This is a genomic window from Colwellia echini (assembly GCF_002843355.2).
Classification (GTDB): Bacteria; Pseudomonadota; Gammaproteobacteria; order Enterobacterales; family Alteromonadaceae; genus Colwellia; species Colwellia echini.
On record NZ_PJAI02000008.1, the window covers coordinates 24,052 to 47,811 of the forward strand.

The 23,760-nt window shown below is 37.5% G+C and carries 17 protein-coding genes and 1 pseudogene; 10 read left to right on the plus strand and 8 right to left on the minus strand.

Annotated features, from left to right (window positions below):
- Window positions 1-4: 4 nt before the first annotated feature.
- The 3 genes from CWS31_RS08640 to CWS31_RS08650 form a co-directional block, all read right to left on the minus strand.
- Complete coding sequence (locus CWS31_RS08640; protein WP_101344823.1) at window positions 5-1,795, minus strand: sodium:solute symporter family protein; 1,791 nt, start codon at window positions 1,793-1,795, stop codon at window positions 5-7.
- 3 nt (window positions 1,796-1,798) lie between these two features.
- Window positions 1,799-2,047: a DUF4212 domain-containing protein gene (locus CWS31_RS08645; protein WP_101344824.1), complete on the minus strand. Its 249-nt coding sequence runs from the start codon at window positions 2,045-2,047 to the stop codon at window positions 1,799-1,801.
- Between the two features lie 529 nt (window positions 2,048-2,576).
- Window positions 2,577-3,161, minus strand: a complete 585-nt coding sequence (locus tag CWS31_RS08650) for a TetR/AcrR family transcriptional regulator (protein WP_101344825.1) — start codon at window positions 3,159-3,161, stop codon at window positions 2,577-2,579.
- A gap of 277 nt (window positions 3,162-3,438) precedes the next feature.
- Here CWS31_RS08650 and CWS31_RS08655 point away from each other — a divergent pair, with 277 nt between their 5' ends.
- The 8 genes from CWS31_RS08655 to CWS31_RS08690 all read left to right on the plus strand — a co-directional run bounded on the left by CWS31_RS08655 (window position 3,439) and on the right by CWS31_RS08690 (window position 14,675).
- Entirely contained in the window at window positions 3,439-3,990 is a 552-nt protein-coding gene (locus CWS31_RS08655; protein WP_101344826.1) for a carboxymuconolactone decarboxylase family protein, read from the plus strand.
- 104 nt (window positions 3,991-4,094) lie between these two features.
- Window positions 4,095-4,745: a DsbA family oxidoreductase gene (locus tag CWS31_RS08660; RefSeq protein ID WP_101344827.1), complete on the plus strand. Its 651-nt coding sequence runs from the start codon at window positions 4,095-4,097 to the stop codon at window positions 4,743-4,745.
- 156 nt (window positions 4,746-4,901) lie between these two features.
- On the plus strand, window positions 4,902-6,770 hold the full coding sequence (locus CWS31_RS08665; protein ID WP_342780231.1) for a putative nucleotidyltransferase substrate binding domain-containing protein: 1,869 nt from the start codon (window positions 4,902-4,904) through the stop codon (window positions 6,768-6,770).
- Window positions 6,770-7,486 carry an exonuclease domain-containing protein gene (locus tag CWS31_RS08670; protein WP_101344829.1) on the plus strand — a complete coding sequence of 239 codons (717 nt, stop codon included), beginning with the start codon at window positions 6,770-6,772 and terminating at the stop codon, window positions 7,484-7,486. The genes CWS31_RS08665 and CWS31_RS08670 overlap by 1 nt, the downstream gene beginning before the upstream one ends.
- 102 nt (window positions 7,487-7,588) lie before the next feature.
- Window positions 7,589-9,034: a leucyl aminopeptidase family protein gene (locus CWS31_RS08675; RefSeq protein WP_101344830.1), complete on the plus strand. Its 1,446-nt coding sequence runs from the start codon at window positions 7,589-7,591 to the stop codon at window positions 9,032-9,034.
- Between the two features lie 149 nt (window positions 9,035-9,183).
- Window positions 9,184-11,298: an alpha/beta hydrolase family protein gene (locus CWS31_RS08680; RefSeq protein WP_425457523.1), complete on the plus strand. Its 2,115-nt coding sequence runs from the start codon at window positions 9,184-9,186 to the stop codon at window positions 11,296-11,298.
- A 357-nt stretch (window positions 11,299-11,655) separates the two neighbouring features.
- Window positions 11,656-12,759, plus strand: coding sequence for a hypothetical protein (locus CWS31_RS08685; protein WP_170252826.1), 1,104 nt, complete (start codon window positions 11,656-11,658; stop codon window positions 12,757-12,759).
- Window positions 12,760-13,040: 281 nt separating this feature from the next.
- Window positions 13,041-14,675 carry a methyl-accepting chemotaxis protein gene (locus CWS31_RS08690; RefSeq protein WP_101344831.1) on the plus strand — a complete coding sequence of 545 codons (1,635 nt, stop codon included), beginning with the start codon at window positions 13,041-13,043 and terminating at the stop codon, window positions 14,673-14,675.
- 542 nt (window positions 14,676-15,217) lie between these two features.
- Here the strand turns inward: CWS31_RS08690 and CWS31_RS08695 are convergent.
- The 5 genes and pseudogenes from CWS31_RS08695 to greB all read right to left on the minus strand — a co-directional run bounded on the left by CWS31_RS08695 (window position 15,218) and on the right by greB (window position 20,249).
- The gene (locus CWS31_RS08695; protein ID WP_101344832.1) at window positions 15,218-17,587 is read right to left on the minus strand and encodes a Tex family protein; all 2,370 of its coding nucleotides are present in this window, start codon (window positions 17,585-17,587) and stop codon (window positions 15,218-15,220) included.
- 126 nt (window positions 17,588-17,713) lie between these two features.
- Entirely contained in the window at window positions 17,714-19,003 is a 1,290-nt protein-coding gene (locus CWS31_RS08700) for a diguanylate cyclase (RefSeq protein WP_101344833.1), read from the minus strand.
- A gap of 137 nt (window positions 19,004-19,140) precedes the next feature.
- Window positions 19,141-19,467 (minus strand): annotated as a pseudogene (locus CWS31_RS08705) (type I restriction-modification enzyme R subunit C-terminal domain-containing protein); the annotation flags it as partial.
- The gene (locus CWS31_RS08710) at window positions 19,436-19,633 is read right to left on the minus strand and encodes a type I restriction-modification system subunit M N-terminal domain-containing protein (RefSeq protein ID WP_246143447.1); all 198 of its coding nucleotides are present in this window, start codon (window positions 19,631-19,633) and stop codon (window positions 19,436-19,438) included. The pseudogene CWS31_RS08705 and the gene CWS31_RS08710, both read right to left, overlap by 32 nt.
- A gap of 142 nt (window positions 19,634-19,775) precedes the next feature.
- Entirely contained in the window at window positions 19,776-20,249 is a 474-nt protein-coding gene (gene greB / locus CWS31_RS08715) for a transcription elongation factor GreB (RefSeq protein WP_211355812.1), read from the minus strand.
- Between the two features lie 311 nt (window positions 20,250-20,560).
- Between greB and CWS31_RS08720 the strand changes: the two genes are divergently transcribed.
- Both CWS31_RS08720 and CWS31_RS08725 read left to right on the plus strand, forming a co-directional pair.
- A complete protein-coding gene (locus tag CWS31_RS08720; protein ID WP_101344834.1) occupies window positions 20,561-21,271 on the plus strand; it encodes a DUF445 domain-containing protein in 711 nt (236 codons plus the stop codon).
- A 449-nt stretch (window positions 21,272-21,720) separates the two neighbouring features.
- Complete coding sequence (locus tag CWS31_RS08725; RefSeq protein ID WP_101344835.1) at window positions 21,721-23,541, plus strand: GGDEF domain-containing protein; 1,821 nt, start codon at window positions 21,721-21,723, stop codon at window positions 23,539-23,541.
- The last annotated feature ends 219 nt before the right edge of the window (window positions 23,542-23,760 follow it).

Sequence of the window (23,760 nt, forward strand, 5' to 3'; positions counted from 1 at the left end):
CCCTCTAGTGAGCATGTGCTGCACTTACATCACCAGGAACACGCATATTCTCAACCATATCTTGAATATGAGCAGGAGCAGGACCAGTAAATTTAAGTACGATAAAGGCTACCGCAAAGTTTACTAGTGCACCAACTGCACCAAATGCATTTGGAGAGATACCGAAGAACCAATCAGGACCCATGCTACCTAGGAACTCTGTTCCAGGAATAAACATAATACCTTTATGTTGGAACACGTATAACATTGTTACGCCTATACCTGAACACATGCCCGCTATCGCTGCTGTACCACTCATTCTCTTAGAGAAAATACCCATCATTAACGCAGGGAATATACTTGATGCAGCTAAACCAAAGGCTAAAGCAACTGTACCCGCAGCAAACCCTGGAGGATGTAACCCTAAGTATCCAGAAATAAGAATAGCTACTGTCATTACCACACGACCTGCAAGTAATTCATTTTTCTCTGATAGGTCAGGCGTTAGTACCCCTTTCATTAAATCATGAGAGATTGATGATGATATAGCTAACAATAAACCGGCTGCAGTAGAAAGTGCAGCAGCTAAACCACCTGCGGCAACTAAAGCGATAACCCAGTTTGGTAGATTAGCAATTGCAGGGTTAGCAAGTACCATAATGTCACGGTCAACTTTAATCATTTCATTAGGAACAACCGTTTGTTGAGCGCCCGTCATATCATTAGTTACGATTATATTGCTATCTGTAGTGTTGGCTGTATATTGAATTTTACCGTCGCCATTTTTATCTTCAAATTGCAATAAACCAGTTTTTTCCCAGTCTTTAAACCATTGTGGGCGTTCAGAATACTCAAGATTTTGACCTGCTACTGGTTCAATTGTATGCATAAGATTTAAACGAGCCATTGCACCAACTGCAGGAGCTACGGTGTAAAGTAATGCAATACAAACTAAAGCATAACCTGCTGAAGAACGTGCTGCTTGTACTGATGGAACAGTAAAGAAGCGCATAATTACATGAGGAAGACCTGCTGTACCAATCATCAATGACATAGTATAAGCGAACATATTTAATGTGCCGCCTAAGTTTGAAGTAGTGTATTCTTTAAAGCCTATTTCAGTTACTACCATATCTAACTTATCAAGTAAGTAAACACCACTGCCGTCAGCTAAAGTACTACCTAAACCAAGTTGTGGAATTGGATTACCTGTAAGTTGTAATGAAATAAATACGGCTGGAATAGTGTAAGCAAAAATCATTACTACATACTGCGCAATTTGCGTGTAAGTAATGCCTTTCATGCCACCTAATACCGCATAAACCCAAACAACGAACATGCCGATACCTAAACCTAAACCGTAATCAACTTCTAAGAAACGAGAGAAAGCAACGCCTACACCTTTCATTTGACCAATGATGTAAGTTAATGACGCAATAATTAAACAAGCAACAGCAACAATACGTGCTGTTTTAGAGTAATAACGATCGAAAATAAACTCAGGTACAGTAAACTTACCGTGTTTACGCATATATGGTGCTAATAACATAGCCAATAATACATAACCACCTGTCCACCCCATTAAGAATACTGAACCGCCGTACCCCATAAAGGAAATCATACCGGCCATTGAGATAAACGACGCAGCACTCATCCAATCGGCACCAATTGCCATACCATTTTGTAATGGCGTAACCCCGCCACCCGCTACGTAAAAATCACTGGTAGAACCCGCACGCGCCCACCAAGCAATGGCAAAATATAAACCGAACGTGCCGAATACGGCGATGTAAGTATAAAATTTTAACTCATCCATCTATTAGTCCTCCGCGTGATATTTTTTATCAAGTTTGTTCATTTTGGCACCGTACCAAAAAATCAAACCTAAAAATGCATAAATTGAACCTTGCTGTGCAAACCAAAATCCCAGTTTGTAGCCCCCTAGACGAATTTCATTTAACGGCTCTACCAGTAGTAGACCTAAACCAAATGAAACGAAAAACCAGATTGCAAGGCAGATAAAAATCAAGCGCAGATTTTCTTGCCAGTATGCTTCTTTATTTTCCACAATAATTTCCTCTCGACAGAGCGCTTTTAGCGATTATTATATTACTTCGCTTTATTACGCAGTTATTTGTTGTTAAAAAAGTGAATAGATAAAAAGTAAATTGTTAAAAATGAATAATTAGTACTTATTTTCAATATTTTAGAAAAAGCTTAACTTTAACTATCATCAATCTATCAAGCTTTTTTTTAAGGAGATATTAGCCTTTAGTCTAGATTAGTCAAAAACCTTGCAGCCCAATAAAACTGAGTAATTAGTCTATTTTTAAATAGCAAAGAACTTGCTAACGATGAAAACGTAATCATGATTGGTTTGCAGGTTAGATAAGCGCGATAGATAGTAAGCGCTTTATATTTACAAAAAGGAAAGCGGAGGTTTATGGAGCGATAAAAGGGGTTAGCAGTGATTATTGCGAAACAAGCATTTAGCTCATAAATATCAGCTGGCTTTCATAGATGATTTTATCGGCAATTAATGTGAGATTTAAACGCCTGCTAAAACAACCAAAGGAAATAACAAGGCGATTATTATATTAAAAAGGGTGTTGCAGGAAGATGTCATCAATCAAAGGTACTAAAGACGCATCAACATTATTAGCTTTAGCATAAGTACGTAACCCATTAATTTGTATCACCACATGACTTGCTAATCGTTTTGCATCTTTCTCTTCACTAATTTCACCTAAGCTTTGCGCTTCTTCAATTAAACTCACAAAAGCTTGCTCAATACGGTGCAATGAATTCTTTGCTACCGTTAGCAATTCTTGGTGTTCTTCGGTTAATTCGCCAACTGTTTTAGCTAACATACACATTCCGTTTGGTGCATCGGTTTGAGTATCAATAACTTGCATGGTTACAAACGCTTTTAAAGTTGCAATGGGTGAGGTCATTTGTGCCCGACATTCTGCCAGCATAGCAATTCCCATATCAGTGTAGTTTTTTAACACTTCGATAAAAAGACCATCTTTATTACCAAACGCCGCGTAAATACTACCCGGTCGCATATCTATCACGTCTTGCAGATTACGCATTGAAGTGGCGTGAAAGCCTTTTTGCCAATACAGGTTGGTGGCTTTATTAATTACATCTTGTCTATCAAACTTTGTTGGCTTAGCCATAAAATACCATGAGAAATTTATAAGTGAACGCTAGTTCAATTATAAAGAAAATATCTTTTATAAGCAAAGCTCATTCGCCGAAACGCTATTTTTAAGTTGAGATTAAGACTCGTTATAAAATAAATATTTTTAGTATTCAATTACTTGAATACTAAAAACCAAGTAATTGAACGATTGTTCACTTACCTAGTTGAACGATCGTTCATAATGACTTATAGTAGTTCACATAGTAATTAATCACTCGTAGCAAACCCTTAACTCAAATAGGAATATTACAATGACAACATTTACACTGCACACAGCCGAAACAGCACCAGAAGCAAGTAAAGAAACTTTAACAGATGCTAAAAAGCAAATGGGTGCTGTACCAGGTTTATTTGCTGTAATGGCTGAATCACCACAAACTTTACTGGCTTATAAAGCGTTACATCAATTTTTTACTGAAACATCATTTGATGCCGAAGAATTAACTGTTGTATGGCAAACTATTAATGTTGAGCATGAATGTCATTACTGTGTACCAGCGCATACGGGCATTGCTCATTCTATGAACGTTGACCCAGCTATCACTGAAGCCTTACGTAATGAAACAGCTTTACCTACAGCTAAACTACAAGCCTTAAAAGACTTCACATTAACTATGGTGCGCAGCCGTGGTAATGTATCTGAGCAAGAGCTTAACGCATTTTTCGCTGCCGGTTACACTCAGCAACAAGTATTAGAAATTATTTTAGGTTTATCACAAAAAGTGATCAGTAACTACGTAAACCACGTAGCTAAAACGCCTGTAGATCCAATGTTTGAAAGTTTCGCTTGGACTAAAAAGTAAAAGATAAGAAAGAAGAAAGTCACTCTTAATCCCAATAGGGGGCTATTAGGATTAAGAGTACACTTGATTAAACCGTTTCAATTAGTGCGACAACAGGAGTATCAATGAGCAATAAAATTAAACTAGACATAATTTCTGACATCGTTTGCCCTTGGTGTATTATCGGTTACAACCGATTAAAAATTGCCATTGATGAATTACAACTTAACGATAAAATTGACATTGAATGGCAACCTTTTGAACTTAATCCTGATATGCCCGCCGAAGGTGAGCCATTACGAGAACACGTTGCTAGAAAATATGGCGCATCACGTGCAGATAGCGATCGCGCTCGTGAAAATATTAGTCAACTAGGTGCTGAACATGGTTTTATCTTTAACTACTCAGATGAAACCAAGATGGTTAACACTCTAGATGCGCATATTTTGTTAGATTTAGCTGAAAGCTTAGGTAAGCAAACCGAATTGAAACTACGCTTATTTGCCGCCTTTTTTACTGAAAATAAAGATATCTCAAATCGAGATATCTTATTAGCTGAAACCGATGCGGTAGGTATTGATAGAACTAATGCCGAACAAGCGTTAGCTAATAAAGATAATAGCGAAAAAGTCAGAGCTATCGAGGCGCAGTGGCATGGCATGGGTGTTTCAAGCGTCCCTACTGTAGTATTTAATCGAACAAGTGCATTAACGGGTGCACAATCCGTTGCTGCTTATAAACAAGTACTTAGCCAATTACTAGAAGAGCAAAATTAATAGCTGAGTGTCACTTCTTATTGTAAGGGTGAGCAATTCGCCCTTACAACTCACACTTTAGTCTAGTTTTACTGATTAACACTTGTCTAAACACTATCAAAACTCTAGATTAGCCATATCACTCGATATTATTTCCTTATATTCTAAGGCTGAGGCATGAGCATGGATCCTGAACTTTCAGAGATAAGCAGCTTTATTCACAGTATTCCGCCCTTTGACAGCTTACCTAAACAAGTGCTTTCGCAACTAGTTCGTGAATTATCTATTCATTATGTTCGTAAAGATGATCTTTTCCCCCCGCCCACAATTAATGAACCTCGACTTTATATACTACGAAAAGGTGCAATGAGTTGTCGCTCAAAAGATGGTGAACTAGTTAGTCGACTTGGTGAGAGTGACTTATGTGATGCATTTTATCATCCTCTCGATCTTCAAAGCGCTTCAGCAGAGCCTCCACTTACCGTACATGTTGATGAAGACTGCTTACTTTACAGCGTACAATCTAGTGTTTTACAAGAAATAGGCGAACGCCTACCTAGTATTAGTGATTATTTTGGTCAAAATTCAGCACAGCGTTTAAAAACCAAAATGAGTCAGGTTAACGACGAAGCCATTTTATCGTCATCATTAATGAACACCGCCGTCAGTAATTTTTATCAAAGCCCTGTCGCTGCAATTGATTTAAACGAAACAATTCAACAAACCGCACTGCAAATGACAGAGCAAGGTTACTCCTGTTTGGTGATCACGGAGCAAAACACCCCTGTAGGTATTGTTACCGACAAAGATATTCGACGTCGCTGTGTTGCACAGGGGTTAGCAACTAGCACTCCTATTCGCGACATTATGACTACCGACATTTGCAGTATTGACCTACATAAAAATGCTTACGATGCCTTAATGATGATGACAGCTAAACATGTTCATCACCTTCCGGTCACCAAAAGTGGTCATCTTGTCGGCATGATTACGGTAACCGACCTGATTAACAACGAAGGGCATAATGCGGTAAACCTGTCCAATGTTATTCACAAAGCAAATACTGTTAACGAATTAATTAACGTCAGTAAACTGTTACCTAAACTGCAAATGCGATTGGCAAAATTAGGCAGTAGCGCTGATCATGTAGGTAAAAGTATTAGCGCCCTTACCATGGCGTTTACTGCACGATTAATTGAAATGGCGGAAGTTGAATTAGGACCTCCGCCAGTGCCCTTTGCTTGGCTTGCCGCAGGTTCGCAAGGACGACAAGAACAGCTGGCTCACTCCGATCAAGACAATGCACTGATTATTAGCGATAGCATGCAACCTGAAGACGATCTTTGGTTCGCTAAGCTCGCCACTTTTGTGTCTGATGGTTTGGCTAACTGTGGCTTTATTTACTGCCCAGGTAATATCATGGCAACTAATCCACAATGGCGACAACCACAAAAAATTTGGCATAAATACTTTGCTGATTGGGTAGGGATCCCTAACCCGCAAGCTTTACTCAATAGCAGTGTATTCTTCGATTTAGATACTGTTTACGGTGAGGCTTCGTTATTGCGCGAGGTAAGAAAACAATTACTAAACAAAACGAAAAACAACACTCAATTTATTGCTCATTTATCTAAAAATGCCTTGAATTTCCGGCCGCCGCTTGGTTTTTTCCGTGATTTTGTTTTAAAACACAGCGGCAAAAATAAAGCTACTCTCAATTTAAAACATAACGGCATAACCCCTGTTATTGATTTAGCTCGCATTTATGCTCTTGCTGAAGGTATTGGTGCGGTTAATACCAGAGAGCGAATTCAACAAGCCGCCGGCACACCGTCATTATCAAAAGAGTCGGCTGAAAATCTAATTCATGCCTATGAATTTTTAGGAATGTTGCGGGTAAAGCATCAAGCCAACCAATTACTACAGGGGGAAAAACCTGATAATTACTTGTCACCTAAAGATATTTCTAGGTTAGAGCGTGAACATTTAAAAGATGCTTTTAAGGTAATTAAAAGCTTACAAGACGTAAAGCAGTCAGGCTACTAATGAGCAGAACTAGCGTAGCAAACTCACCAATTTTCGCACCATTAATAGGATTTGAGGCTAAGCGAAAACGCTTATTAAAAAAAGCACCTGCCGGTCCATTGCGCGACTTTTTGTCGGTGCCTATACCTAACTTAAATACACCGATTGATAAAATTAATATTTTATCGGTAGATTTTGAAACGACAGGGCTAAACGCGAAAAATGATAAATTACTCAGCGTTGGCTTTGTAACTTTTGCACAGCAACAAATATCGCTAAGCAGCTGTTATCACCAAATTATTAACACCCAACAAAAACTTGAAGAAAGTAACGTTATTATTCACCAAATAACTGATAGCCAAAAAGAACAAGGCCAAACTTTGGCAACCGTAGTAGCTACACTTTTGAAAGCGCTTGCCGGTAAAGTTATGTTGGTGCATTTTGCCCGTATCGAAAGGCAATTTTTAACGCAAGCTTGTATTGAATTGTATGGTATGGCACCGGTATTTCCGATGATCGATACTTTAGTACTAGCAAAACGCCGTTTAGATAAACGCGATGTTGCATATGACCCTTCAGAGTTGCGTCTGAGTCATCTACGACATAAATTTGCATTGCCTGAGCATCACGCCCATAACGCTTTGGGTGATGCTATTGCAACCGCAGAATTATTTATGGCACAAATGAGTAAAGCCAATAAAGACGGTAAAACTATTTTAAAAGATGTATTGCTGTAGCACTTTATTCACGACTAAATTAACGACTAACTCTTCCGCTTTATTCTGCTTAGGTTACAATCAACCCATAATATGCAGATAATCTCCCGCTAAAGGATACTCATGAATAACTTGTTAAACTCTGATCTACATTCTGATTTAAACTCTAATCTAAATTCGGACTTAAGCGCTTTATTAAATACACAAAGCACAGGTACACCATTAACTATCCTTGAAGAGTCAACTTATTCTACTTGGCTTGAAACTCAAGACTCACAAAGCAAAGCTTGGTTAGCAAATACCCAATATACAGGTAACGGATTAGCGCTACTGCCAAATAGCCAAGGTGAGCTGAGCCAAGTTTTATTCGTGATTAAAAATGCTAGCGATTTTTTTGCCTGCGGCGATTTAATTAAGCAATTGCCGCAAGGTCAATATTTATTACAAGCAGAGTCTGAATACATTGAATCAATAAGCTTTGGCTGGTTAGTTGGTGCTTACCACTATGACAGATACGTAAGCAACAAATCTGAGCAAAAACTTGCTACCTTAGCCATTGGTAAAGCTGAAACCGACACCTTTAAAAGTACCAAAATAGTTGATCGTGTCATCAAGCTTGCTCAAGCAACAGCATTAACGCGTGATTTAATTAACACGCCAGCGGCGGATATGATGCCGGAGCATTTAGCGCAAGTAACCGACAATTTAGCTGCGCAATTTAACGCCCAAGTAACACATATTGTTGGCGATGATTTATTAACGCAAAACTATCCAACTATTCATGCGGTTGGTCGTGCAAGTGTGCATACTCCGCGCTTAATTGATTTACGTTGGGGTGATAGTAAAAACCCTCAAATAACTTTAGTTGGTAAAGGCGTTTGTTTTGACAGTGGCGGCTTAGATATCAAACCTTCTGCTGGCATGCGCACCATGAAAAAAGACATGGGCGGCTCTGCGCATGTGTTAGGTTTAGCACAATTAATTATGGCACATAACCTACCGATTAATTTACGGGTATTAATTCCTGCTGTTGAGAATGCTGTATCGAACAACGCATTTCGCCCAGGTGATGTTATTACTACTCGCAAAGGACTTACTGTCGAAATTCATAATACCGATGCGGAAGGTCGCTTAGTATTATGTGATGCATTATGTGAAGCTGAAAACGACGAACCTGAGTTAATTATTGATTTTGCTACCTTAACTGGCGCAATGCGGGTAGCCCTTGGTACAGAGTTACCAGGATTTTTCTCCAACAATGATGAAATTGCCACGGGTATAACACAAGCCGGCAGTAAAATTAGCGATCCCGTTTGGCGTATGCCGCTGTACAGCCCCTATGATAATTTATTCAGCAGCTCTATTGCCGATATGACCAACTGTGCGGCTCAACCATTTGGCGGAGCAATTACCGCAGCGCTTTATTTACAACGTTTTGTTGATAAAACCGATTGGGTACATTTTGATGTAATGGCGTTTAATATTCGCCATTTATCAGGTCGACCATTAGGTGGTGAAGCTTTTGGTATTCGTGCTGTTTTTGATTATTTACAAGCTCGTTTTAATTAAAAGTAAATTAACTAAACTAGTTACTAACACCAAGCTGTAATTTGCCAATGCAAGCATGTTCAACTGAAGAGACAGATATGAAAAAAAAGTTAAACAACTTAAAAAAAGCAATCAAAGTTAAATTACCTTTTAACATCAATTTACTTTTAATGACCAAATTAATTTTAGTTATTGGTGTAGTAAACTATTCAGTTGCCATGGCTGAAGAAACTAAAAACACAAAAGCCACAAGCAATAGTGTTACTGCTGAAAACCTGGCAACATTACAATCAATAAGCCAAGCACAAGTAAGCCCTAGCGGTGAATTTGTGGCCTTTACTCGCTCTGTTCCACGTGAAATTTATGTGGAAAAAGACGGCAAAAATTGGAGCGAACTTTACCTGGTTAATAACCAAGGTGAAGAGCGCGCTTTTGTTACCGGTAAAGTCAATATTAAAAATATTCAATGGTCTAAAGATGGAACTCTGATATATTTTTTAGCCAAAATGCATGAGGAAAAATTTACTGCTCTATATCAAATTGCGGTTGATGGCGGACAAGCGCAAAAAGCTATTACTTTAACAGATACTAATATCAACCAATACGCAGTAAGCAGCGATAATAAAAAAGTAGCTTTATTAGCTAAACCCGCTAAAGACAAAGCAGATAAAAAGCTCAAAACGTTAGGCTTTAAAGCTGAGGTATATGAAGAAGAACTAACTAATCAGCTTTTATATGTAACCGAGCTTCACTCGTCGGAAAAAGTAACAACACTCGGCAATAATGCAATTATCCCAGAACCATGGCCGATCAAAGGTAGTGTTTCAAATGTTCATTTCTCACCAAATGGTGAAGACTTATTAGTGAAAACCCAACCAACCCCATTAGTTGATGACAAGTACATGAAGTCACAATGGCATATTGTTGACTTAGCCAGTCAACAAATCAAAACAAGCTTTACAACCTTAGGTAAATTAGGCAATGCCGAGTTTTCTTACGATGGAAAATATGTCGCTATACTTGGAGCAAAAGACCAACACGATCCAGCATTAGGGCGCTTATATATTGCCAACGCAAATTCAGGCATTGTTGCCAATTGGTTACCTAATTTTAATGGCCATGTCAGAGACTTTGAATGGGCTAATTCACGTAATGAGTTAATATTCATTGCTGATATTGGTAGCCAATCTATTATTGGCAATTTAAAACCCGGCTCTAGTGATTACACCACGGTAGTTGATGTTGGTGCTTTTATTGCCAGTAATATAAGTATTTCAGACTCAGACAAAACCGTTGCTATAAGAGCGAATACTGCGCTCCATCCAAATGAAGTATTTATACTGCGCGGTGGTCAACATGCTCGCCTAACTGACTCAAATGCTTGGTTAACTGCTCTACCATTAGGCAAACAAGAAAGCATTACCATTAAAGCGCGTGATGGCATAGAAATAGGCGGAGTATTGGTTTATCCGCTTAATTATAAAGAAGGCCAACGATACCCGTTAATTATCTCAGTGCATGGCGGTCCAGAAAGCCATGTTAAAGATGGATGGCTAACAAGTTACGCTAGCCCAGGCCAATTGGCTGCTGCACAAAACTACGCGGTGTTCTACCCCAATTACCGTGGCAGTACAGGTCAAGGCGTAAACTACTCCATGCTTGGTCAAAATGATTACGCAGGTAAAGAGTTTGATGACTTGGTTGATCTCAAAAATCACCTCGTTAATATTGGTTTAGCTGATGATAAAAAAGTTGGCATAACGGGCGGCTCTTACGGTGGTTATGCTGCCGCATGGGGCGCTACTAAACTCACTAAACATTTTGCTGCTAGTGTTATGTTTGTTGGTATTTCTAACCTAGTATCAAAATTTGGTACTACCGATATTCCTAACGAAATGCATTTAGTTCACGCCCGCTCATACCCATGGGAAAAATGGCAATGGTATTTAGAGCGCAGTCCTATTTATTGGGCGCAGCAATCACAAACACCGCTATTAATAATGCACGGTAAAGCCGATCCTCGCGTACACCCAGCACAATCAATGGAAATGTATCGTTATATGAAGGCACAGGGTAAAACAGTACGTTTAGTTAACTATCCCGGTGAAAGCCACGGTAACAAAAATGCTGCAGCAAGGTATGATTACAACTTACGATTAATGCGCTGGATGGATAACTACTTAAAACATGATAACAAGCCAATGCCTGCACATGACTTGCCTCATGCAGATAACTTAAAAACACATGCCAAATCAAGTGCGAGTGTTGCAACACAAAATAAATAGTCGCCTCCAAGTTGTGTATTTATTATCAGCATATTGATTAATCCAAACAATCTTAAAGGTCAGTTTTACTGGCCTTTTTTTGTATCTACTTCTTTAATTTAAAGGATAAAAAATAATAAAAGCACTAAAAGTCCTACTGTAATTTGTGATTTTTTTAATCAATTTTTTTAATAATGTAGACTTAGGTCTAATTTCCTTTCTGCGCTTTACCCTCTAACTTATTATCAAAATAACAAATGTAACAATAATATTTATTGCACATAAATAATAACAAGAGGTTTTCAAAACCTTATAAAATAGAATAACGCACATATAACAAGTCCAAACATAAATTGTGAATACATAAAAGGGAATATCATGCTTAAGAATTCTATAGTTAAAAAATCTAAATTTAATGTAAAAAAAATAGTACTTGCCACCAGTTTATTAGCTATAACAAGTGCTGCTAACGCAAGTTACACTCTTGAATTAGATGACGGAGATAGTCTCACATTTGGTGGTTACATTAAAATTGATGCTCGCTATATGGACGGTAATATTGCCGCCAATGATTACTTTTATGGTGGTGGTACAGTACTTGATAGTGATATCAACAACTTCGGTATTGCAGCTAACGAAACACGATTCAATACTAAATATACTCATGGCGATGTAACGGGTTTTATTGAAGTCGATTTTTATGGTGACGGCGTTTCAGGCGGTGGTAATCAAATTATCTCTAACTCATCTAACCTACGTTTACGCCAAGCTTATATTCAATATAAAGATATTCTGGTTGGCCAAGCATGGACAACATTCCAAAACACTAGCGCTATCGTAGAAGCGGCGGATTTTGCAGGTCCGTTAGTGGCAACGGCTTTTATTCGTCAAGGACAAATTCGTTATACTAATGGTGGCTTACAATTATCCATTGAAAACCCTGAAACCTACGGCACAGGTGGCGTTACTGGTGATGACTCAGTACCAGATTTTATCGGTAAATATACCTTCTCTGGCGATTGGGGTAATGTTTCAGTATCTGGTTTAGTACGTCAACTACAAACTACCACTGGCACTGAAACTGGCGTAGGCTTTGGTGTTGCTGGTCGTGTTAAAACATTTGGGAAAGATGATATTCGTTTCCAAATTAATGCTGGTAATGTTGGTCGTTACGTAGGCGTAACAGCAATAACTGACGTGGTAAATGGTGAAGTAGAAGACTCAACGTCAATTATGGTAGCTTACCGTCACTTCTGGAATGAAACCTTACGTAGCACCATATTTTACGGTGGCACTACCACTGATCTTTCTGACCGAGATCGTTCACAAGTTGGCGTAAACTTATTCCAAAACATAACCAAACAACTGTCTGTTGGTGTTGAAGTAGGTAATTTTGACATGGCAAATACTGCCTCAGCTTCTGGTAATACAGTGGGTGGAAGCTCTAATTACATTCAGTTCTCAACCAAGTTTGTTTTATAAACTTAACATTTACAGACATTAATTTTGCATTGGTTGACCGCCCTCAAGGTTATTTTATAGGGAAGCTTCGGCTTCCCTTTTTTTACTAAAAACTTAAATCCTTCAGTACTTTATTCTATTTACTTACCCACCTAGCGTAGCTGTGTTTATTGTCTATAATTATCAGTAATGTCATAAATATTTAACGCCATATCAGTAATCTTACATATTTTGGCCTGATAAACAGTGCTATTAACACTCATAAAATACTAATAATTTGGTAATTCAAAAAAGGATAAACCATGGATTTCTTACGAAAGTTTAGCATACAACAAAGATTAACTATGCTTGCAGCATTGCTTGTCATCGGCCTTATCGTACTCGATACCATGAGTTTATCTGAAGAATATAAAACAATGTTTGAGCAGAAAAAACAAACCACTCAAGAATTGGTTGATACTGCTTATGGCGTAATTGAACACCATTATACTTTACAACAAACGGGCGAACTCAGCGAAAGCGAAGCGCAACAGCGAGCATTAAGTATTATTGCTGCTATGCGTTACGACACTAGTAATTATTTTTGGGTGAATGATTTTGCACCTAATATGGTTATGCATCCAATCAAGCCACAGCTTAACGGTAAAGATATCGCTGATTTTAAAGATCCTGACGGTAAACGTTTATTTGTCGAAATGGTTAAAGTAACCAAAGCGCAAGGCGAAGGTTATGTTTATTACAAATGGGCCAAAGCCGGATTTGATAAACCTATAGATAAAATTAGTTTTGTAAAGGGCTTCAAGCCTTGGCAATGGATTATTGGCTCAGGTACATACTTAGATGATATTGACGCAACTTTTGCCAAACAGCGTAATCTAATAATAATTAACAGTATTATCATTGCGTTAATCATTATTGCTTTAAGCTACTTCATTGGTAAAAGTATTTTGCAACCTACCCGCTCTGCTGCTGAATTAATGAAAGATATTGCTGAAGGTGAAGGCGATCTTACCCGTTCTTTAGATGCAACAGGCCAAGATGAAATTTCTCAGCTTTCTGGGTACTTCAATGATTTCACCAATAAAATCCGTCAATTATTACAAGACGTCGCCGATAATACTAAACAAGTATTAGAACATTCTGAAGCCGTTGACGGAGCAAGTATCACAGTACAATCGTTAATACAAAGTCAAAACGATATTACTGCCCAGGTTGCCACAGCAATGGAACAAATGACCTCACAAATAAAAGAAGTCAGCGATAATGCAAACTCGGCCGAACAAGCCGCAAACGATGCGAGAAATAACACTTCAGAAGGTAAAAAAATTATCTCTCATACCATTACTCAAATGCAATCATTATCAACAAACATTGACGATGTCAGCAAAGTAGTTGCTAGCTTAGCTTCTGAAAGTGACAACATTGGTTCTGTGCTTGATGTGATAAGAGGTATTGCTGAACAAACTAATTTATTAGCACTTAATGCAGCTATTGAAGCCGCTCGAGCTGGCGAGCAAGGTCGAGGCTTTGCAGTTGTTGCCGATGAAGTACGAACATTAGCTAATAGAACAGAACAAAGTACTAATGAAATTCAGCAAATGATTCAAAAATTACAAGCAGGCGCACAAGAAGCTGTTTCAGCCGTTAAACTGAGTCAAAACATTTCAGAACAAACCGTAGAGCAAACCGCGAAGGCTGATGATTCACTATCTGAAATAGACAGATTAATGGAAGTGATTTCTGATATGAATACACAAATTGCTAGAGCAACGGAACAACAAAGCCAAGCAGCTGATGAAATAAACTTACGCATTAATGATTTAGCAGGAATGACTGACGAGTCACTAGCAACTACAGAAATACTAGGTGACACTAGCCAACAGTTAAAAGTTAGTAGTCACGGTATGTCTGAAGTAGTTGGTAGATTTAAAATATAGTTTTTTAACTTAAATATCAAGGTTCTAAAGATCAATTGCCTAAATACCAACTACCTTGGTAAGTGGTGTATTTTATACGCAAGGAAAATAGCCAAATACAAGGCATAAAAAAGCCAGTAACATCGTTAAGATATTACTGGCTACATCATCAAAAGTATAAATAAAATAGGATGAGGCAGTCACTCAGTGGTTATGCGTCCTGAAACATAACCACCAAGCTCCTTGTTTACTGTTACCTATCAGTGAGAGAGCATTCACCGTCAAAGTAATACAGTAAATGGTACTTAATAGTTATGTGTCCTGAAGCATAGCTACTAAGTGCCTTTCCTTAACGTTACTTATTTAGTGAGAGAGCATTCACTGCCTAAGCAACGGAATAAATGATAATCATTCTCATTACGATAGTCAACACTATTTATGCAATTAATTTAAAATAATTGATTTTTATTTAATCAGTCCTTTTGAGTGTAGTTTCTCGTGCTTATACCCGTTACCATTCAAGATGCAGGTTTCAGAGTGCTTTGAATGATAATGGGTATAAACTACTTCTTCAATTTCGCAAAAGCATCGGCAAAGGCATTACCCATAGCAGCGTTATCTACTTTTTTAGGTTTAGCTTGTGATACTGGCTTTCTTTGGTTGTTATGCGTGTTTTTAGGTTGTGCTTTAACTGCAGAATTAGACTTAACATTAGCCGGCTTACTCACCGCGACACTTACTTCGTCATTTAAACGCATGGTTAAACTAATGCGTTTACGGGCAGGATCAACCTCAACTACTTTTACTTTAACAATATCGCCGGCTTTAACCACTTCACGCGGATCGCTAACAAACTTGTCAGTAATTGAAGAAATATGCACTAACCCGTCTTGATGCACACCAATATCAACAAATGCACCAAAGTTAGCGACGTTAGATACCACACCTTCAAGGATCATACCTGGCGTTAAATCTGCCATGGTAGTAACGCCATCAGCAAAACTGGCTGTTTTAAACTCAGGACGTGGATCTCGACTTGGCTTAGCTAGCTCTTTAATAATCTCTTTAATAGTAATTTCACCCACATTAGCGTCAATTAACTGTGAAATATCGAGTGAATTTAATTGTTCGCTATTGTTAAGTACACTATTAACATCAAGCTTTAGTTGGCTAATAATTTTTTCTACCACAGGGTAACTTTCAGGGTGTAATGCCGACTGATCTAACGGGTTATCGCCGTCTGTAATACGTAAAAAACCTGCGGCTTGTTCAAAGGCTTTTGGACCTAAACGCGCCACTTTTTTCAGTTGTTTACGATTAACAAAGCGCCCTTCGCTATCTCTATAGGCAACAATGTTGTTTGCCATAGTTTTGTTTAAACCTGAAACACGTGTTAATAAAGCAGCGGATGCACTGTTTAAATCAACGCCCACACCATTTACACAATCTTCAACTACATCATCAAGAGTTTTACTCAATTGGCTTTGGCTAACATCGTGCTGATATTGACCAACACCAATCGCTTTCGGGTCAATTTTTACCAACTCAGCTAATGGGTCTTGTAAGCGTCTAGCAATAGATACTGCGCCTCGAAGTGATACATCTAAATCAGGAAATTCATTAGCGGCAAATTCAGAGGCAGAATACACCGAAGCGCCTGCTTCACTAACAATCATCTTAGTTAACTTAATTTTACTTTCTTCGGCTTTAAAACTTTGAATAACCTCGGCAACTAGTTGATCACTTTCACGCGAGCCCGTGCCATTTCCAATAGCAACTAATTCAACTTTAAACTGACGACAAACATTCACTAAAGTACGAATTGATTTTTCCCAGTGGTTTTGTGGCGCATGTGGGAAAATAGTGGCGGTATGCAATAATTTTCCTTGGCCATCAACCACAGCAATTTTACAACCCGTACGTAAGCCTGGATCTAAACCTAAAGTTACCAATGCACCGGCAGGAGCTGCCATTAATAAATCAGCAAGGTTATTAGAGAAAACATCAATAGCTTGTGTTTCGGCTTGTTCGCGTAAACTCGTTACTAATTCAGTAGTTAAGCTAATATTTAGTTTGGCTTTCCACGTTAGCTGCACGGTTTTGGTTAAAAAATCCGCTGCGGCTTGTTTACTGCCAGCTGAAAGACAGCGTAACGTTAGGTGCTCAATAATAATATGTTCCGCACTACTAAAAGTCGTTGTTTCTTGACCTGGATCTACATCAATACTCAGCTGTAAATAACCTTCGTTTTTACCACGTAACATGGCAAGCATACGATGCGATGGTACCGTTTTTAACTTTTCACTATGGGCAAAGTAATCGCGAAATTTAGCGCCTGCTTTGTCTTGGCCTTTTACCACTTTACTGGTTAAATGCGCTTGTTTAAGCATGTGATTACGTAATTTAGCGAGTAAGCTAGCATCTTCACTAAAGCGCTCAGCTAAAATATAACTAGCCCCTTCAAGTACAGATTTTTCATCAGCAAAACCTTCAGCAGCATTAATATAATCTTTAGCTTCTGCTTCAGGGTTTAGTTGCCAATTATTAAATAATTTATTGGCTAATGGCTCTATACCTGCTTCACAGGCTATTTTACCTTTAGTGCGACGTTTAGGTTTATAGGGTAAATATAAATCTTCTAAACTAGTTTTGTTATCGGCTTGGGTAATTAATCGCTCAAGTTCAGGCGTTAATTTATCTTGCTGTTTTATACTGGTTAGAATCACTTGGCGGCGATCGGCTAATTCACGTAAATAACTTAAACGCTGCGCTAAGTGACGTAAATGACCGTCATCTAAACCTTGCGTAGCTTCTTTACGGTAACGGGCAATAAATGGCACGGTAGAGCCATCATCAAGTAGGGAAATAGCGGCATTAACTTGTACCGCGTTAACATTGAGTTCTTGAGCAATTTGTTCGGCAATCGTTAACATTTAAAGGCAGTTCCAGCAGGATAATATGTTGGCGACATAATAACAGAACTCTGTTTTGAGGAAAATGATAGTGTTCGATTCACTCAAAAAGGATTCCGCAAATGGGTGTTATATACCCTTTACCTATTAACCTTTCTCGATATAATTTACAGTATTACCGCCTGATGTCTTTGCTTCGTATACTGCTTGATCTGCCAATTCAAATAATGTTTTATAATCATGGCTACCTTGCTCTGTTGAACTGACACCAAAACTAGCTGCAGCAAAAACGGTTTTTCTCACGGTTTCAATATTTTGGATTTTATCGCATAGCTCGTTTGCTTTAATTATGGCTTGTGCCTGAGAGCAATGCGGTAACACCACTAAAAACTCATCGCCACCTAAACGAACAGCAATATCTTCTACACGACAATTGTTTTTTAGTACGTCTGCAATTTTAACTAATACTTCATCGCCTTGATCATGCCCAAAAGTATCATTGATAAACTTAAACTTATCGAGATCGATCATCAGAATACTTAATTGGTATTTATGCCGCTTTGCTAAGCCAAGTGCTTTATCAATAAAGCTATTAAGAAAATGCCTGTTATATAACCCGGTTAATTGATCGGTCATCGCTAACTGCTCTAACGCTTGCTGCTGACTAACAATTTTCAAATACAATTGTCTTGCAGTAATAAGGTTTTTCACCCTAACTGCTAGCTCAGCTTGCAATACTGGTTTGGCAATAAAATCATTCGAACCGACTTTTAAAGCGCTAATTCGATCACTGGTGTTAGCTGTTGCGGATAGGGACAATATTGGCGTCGAACTTTTCTCATCATCTCGCTTTCTTATTTCTTTTATCATATCTATGCCATTTTTGTGGCCTGACAAAGCAATATCGAGTAGTACTAAGTCGTACATATTGTTATCAAATAAGTCCAAGCCTTCTTCAGCAGAATTACAATGTTCAAAGGTCAAACCCATTTGTTGAATAATATCCATGGTCATATTGGCTACCGTAAGATGATCTTCAATATACAAAATGTGCCCCATCACTTTATAAGCACTAATATCGTAATGACTTAACATGACTAAGATACTTTTAAACTGACTTAGTTTATTACGTTGGCAAATATAATTAATGGCAGGGGTTTTCATGTCTATAAGTTTTGCTTCCTCTTGCTCACCTGTCATCACAATAATCACTGCATCTGAATATTGCTCCATCGCCCTAATTTTTTCGGCAAGAATGGTTGCTTTAGTATCTGTTAACACCATCGCAATAATAATTATATTAACTTCAGCTTGAGCGAGCGCTTTTAACGCCTCTTCTCCAGTAGTTACTATATCGTGACTTATAGAGAAGCCATTTAAAAATTCATTAATGAGTAATTGATGCGTTCTTGAGGGTTCAACAACTAATGCCTTCATTTAATATCCTATTAATAAAAATAATTCATATTACAGTATGGTAGCTGATTATTAGATATACCAATAAGACTACCAATTTTGATATTATGCATCGCCTTTAATTTCTAACCGAAACATTTCGATTCACTCAACAATACTTACTCATACAAATACTTTTGAAAGCCAATAAAGGTATCTCTAATCGCCATAGGTGAGCCGAACTCTGCTGCTGCATCGCTTATCGTATTGTATTTAAGTTCAACCAAGCTTCTCATTTTTTTGGCTGCCAACTCTTGCACGCCGTCTTCTATGTATTTTTCTAAAATGAAGTCGATAAACTCAACTTGCTTATAAGTGAATTCCTTGTGTATACCTTTCTTAGCGGTTGTTACACGTTCTTTACGTGTGTGTGTTTCTCTTGCATAGGCTACGTAGGCTAATAGGTCGTATACATCACTGTCTTTGGCGTCGATGATCGTTTTCATAGGTTTCCATCATCATTTCAGCCTCGATCGACTTGGTAAATTCAAGGTCGTCTAGGTACTTTAAAAATAACATCCAAGAAGATTGCTCGGTGTAATCTAGCTCAGAGGAGCAACCTGCGTCTTTGTGGAAAATGTCGCCGACGTTTTTAAATACTTGTTCAAACATATTGGTAAAGTCCTTGCTTGCTATTGAGTTATAATGGTTAAAAATGAAGGCGACTCAATAGTATTTTGTTATTTCATTAATAATTAAGGTTAATATACCTTAGTTATTGTATTTATTTGATTTAAATAAGTTAAATACGAGGCTAAATTAAATAATCAATCTTATTTATAAACCACTCTTTTTTCCCTGAAGGTGTGCTTACATAAAATTCATCATCAACTTCTTTTTTTATCATCGCTCTCGCCATCGGAGAATCAATCGAGATAAAGTCTTTGGTGTTATAAATTTCATCCGGGCCAACAATCTTAAAGCTTAGGATATCACCCTCTTCATTTTCAATTTCCACCGTCGCACCAAAAAATACCTTGCCGTCTTGTTGAGGTGAATAATCTATAACTTTGAGCTCTTCTAAACGTTTTCTTAAGTATCTAACTCGCCTATCTATTTCTCTTAATACCCGCTTATTAAAAGTGTAATCACCGTTCTCAGATCTATCACCTAAGCTGGCAGCCCAACTAACAATAGCGGTTATTTTGGGTCTTTTATCACGCCAGAGATAATCTAATTCTTTTTGTAGTTCTTTATATCCAGCACGTGTTATCAAATTACTTTTCAAAATATTCCTTAAAGATCTTAAATTATTCAATACGCTTGCTATAGCCCAATAGCCATAAGCGCATCTGTCTGGGTAGATTAATTATCATTAATGTAAATTACCATACTTGACGCTGTAAACTCTTTTATTAGACACCGTATATCAATACTATGCTTGGTGGTGAATTAAACAGGGCTTGTGATAGTTATGAGTAGGCCAAATTCATTGCTTGAAATAGACTAAATTTACCTAAGCTGTAATTTAGCTAGCTGCAATTTAATAACTAAATGTTATTATAATCTCTTTGCAAAACACAACTCTTGGATAAATACGTGAACAAAAGTCTTATTACCAATATTATTGCTTTAGCGTTAACTATAGGCGGCTATATTAGCGAACAACCGATTATTTTTACCTTAGGTTTATTTGCCTTATCGGGCGCAGTAACTAACTGGCTTGCGGTACATATGTTATTTGAAAAAGTACCACTACTTTACGGTTCAGGCGTAATTCCTGCGCGATTTGAAGAGTTTAAAGCTGCCATTCGTCATTTAATGATGGAGCAGTTTTTTACCGAACAAAATATTGATCGTTTTCTATCGGATAGCTCAGGCAAGGCAAGCACCATTAATTTAGCGCCCGTTATTGATAAAGTAGACCTTTCACCTGCTTTTGATAACTTGGTTTCGGTTATTGAAAACTCTTCATTTGGCGGCATGTTGGCTATGGTTGGTGGTAGTGCAGCATTAGAGCCTATGCGTGAACCTTTTATTGAAAAGATGAAGTTATCGATAAAAGACATTTCTGAAAGTGAGCAATTTAATACGCTATTACGCAATGAGTTAGAACAACCTAATATGATTGCTGGTATGCGCGATAAAGTTAGCGACATTATTGAAAAACGTCTTAATGAATTAACACCGCAACTAGTAAAAGAAATAGTACAAGAAATGATTAAACAACACTTAGGTTGGTTAGTGGTGTGGGGCGGAATATTTGGTGGCGTTATTGGCGTTATTGCCGCACTATTAAATATGATGTGATTTTTAGATTAACAACATTAGTTATTCAATTAAATATTATTTTTCTGATACATATCAGTAGTCATGTACTCAATGAAGTTACCTTCTTTCAGATAGCTTTATTGAGTAGCGTTCGCTTAACCGAGCAAAAGCTATTTAACCTGAATTCAGGATAAGCAAAATGCTACAACAGCTTTAATTATCCGTATTACTGCGTTTTGATAGCTCCCAATAACCCGTTATTGGCTTCGCTTTCCCGCCTTGTACTACGAATAATTAAAACTATTGTAGATACGTGAATACAAGTAGTTGATATTTTTATACTTTACAATTTCATTATCCCGAACTCAGGTTATTTAATTTTTTGTACCAAGATCTTTCAAATCTAATGCCAATATGTAGTTTGTCATATTCATGTAACATTAAATCAATATAGTGACGTTTTTATTACAAACAATATTATTCGCTGTATGAATAACCTATCTGAGTTATCCGTTGAGTTAGATAACATTCTTGAAAAAGAAACACTTACTACCTTTTTTCAACCTATATTCGATATTAGTAATCAAAAAATATGGGGTTATGAAGCGCTAACTCGCGTAGAAAAAACTAGCCTATTCACATCGCCATTAGACTTATTCAACACAGCTTTTGCGCTAGGGCGTTTATCAGAGCTTGAAAGTTTATGTCGTAAAGTTGCCTTTCAACATTTCTCTAGTCAACAACTTGAGGGCTTACTGTTCTTAAATATCAGTCCTTTGGTGCTAGGTGATAAAAACCATCAAAGCGGTGAAACAATCAGCTTACTTAAAAAACATGGACTTGCGGCAGAACGTGTTGTTATTGAAGTCACCGAGATGTTTGACAGTAAAGACACCGAATACCTAAAAGAAAGCCTGACTTATTATCGAAAAATGGGGTTTAAAATCGCGATTGATGACTTAGGCACTGGGCATTCTGGTTTAATGCAGTGGGCAGAATTACGCCCAGATATTGTAAAAATTGATAAATATTTTATTCAAGATTCCCATAAAAATATTGTTAAACGTGAATTATTACGTACTATTTTTGAATTAGGAAAAGCTACTGGCGTTAAAATTATTGCTGAAGGCATAGAAACTAATGAAGAGTTTTTATTACTAGAAAAACTAGGAATGCAATTTGCTCAAGGTTTTTTATTGGCAAGACCTGCCGCTAAACCAATACGCACTCTTCCAGACATTGTCAGTTTTAGGCAAGTAGCGTCAAACCAAGCGTCATCTGAAATTAATACTGAAATTATTGATTTAACAACCCTTACGCCAGCGCTTTCTATGAATGAACGCTGCTCGGCCGTATATAAAAGGTTTGAGCTTGATAACCGACTATTTTCTTTGGCTGTGGTAGATTGCGATAATATTCCTGTTGGAATAATTCACAAAGACAGATTAACCGAGCTGTTTTCAAGTCAATATGGTCATGCTCTATACAACAATAAACCCATAGCAACCGTGATGACTCAATTACCCTTTATTGTTGATATACAAGCATCCTTGGTTGAAGTGAGTGATTTAGTTACAAGTGATCAGTCGTTAACTATGCGTCAAGAATTTATTGTGACCGATCAGGGGAAATATTTAGGGCTAGCGAATATTCACATTCTATTAAAGCGGATTACTGAACAAAAAATTCAATTTGCACAACATGCTAACCCATTAAGTATGCTCCCCGGCAATGTAGTTATAGAGCAAAAAATAACGCAGAATATTACTAAAAACATTCCATTTACTCTGGCTTACTTAGATTTAAATTATTTTAAGCCCTTTAACGATTTATATGGTTATGCCGCAGGCGATGCTGTTATAAAACTGGTGGCTGACATTATCAGTGTTTGCTGTGATAGTGACGAAGATTTTATTGGTCATGTTGGTGGTGACGATTTTGTAATTATTTTCAAAACGCAGCATTGGTTAAAGAAATGCGAAGAAATCTTACAAATATTTTCACAACGTGTGCAAGATTATTTTAAACCTGAACACATAAAAGCCAATGGCTATGAAAGTAATAATAGAAATGATGAAAATCAATTTTTCCCGTTACTAAATTTAAGTTGTGGTGTAATACAACCCGATATTAGGTTTTGTTTAAACCATTTAGACGTGGCAAGCTTAGCCACGGAAGCAAAGAAAAAATCTAAACTAATGATTAACAATCAGGTTTACGTGCATAACAAACAACAACCAGACAACTTAACAGATTATGATGATTTAATTGCCATTCATACTGATATAAACAAGGTTATGAGTAATTAGTAATTTAGAGAGACTTGTTGTTTTTAATTAGATGTCTTTAATTTCATTCGGTTTAGCGCTATGCTTCCGACATATTTTTTATGGGTATATTACAGCGGTCATAATAATCTGATTTGCGTAATACCAGTGGTATTTATCTTTTTTATTTTAACCAATATAACAGATAATAATGTTACTGAAATAAGTAAAACCCCCTCCTTTTTGATTAAGGTAAACCTC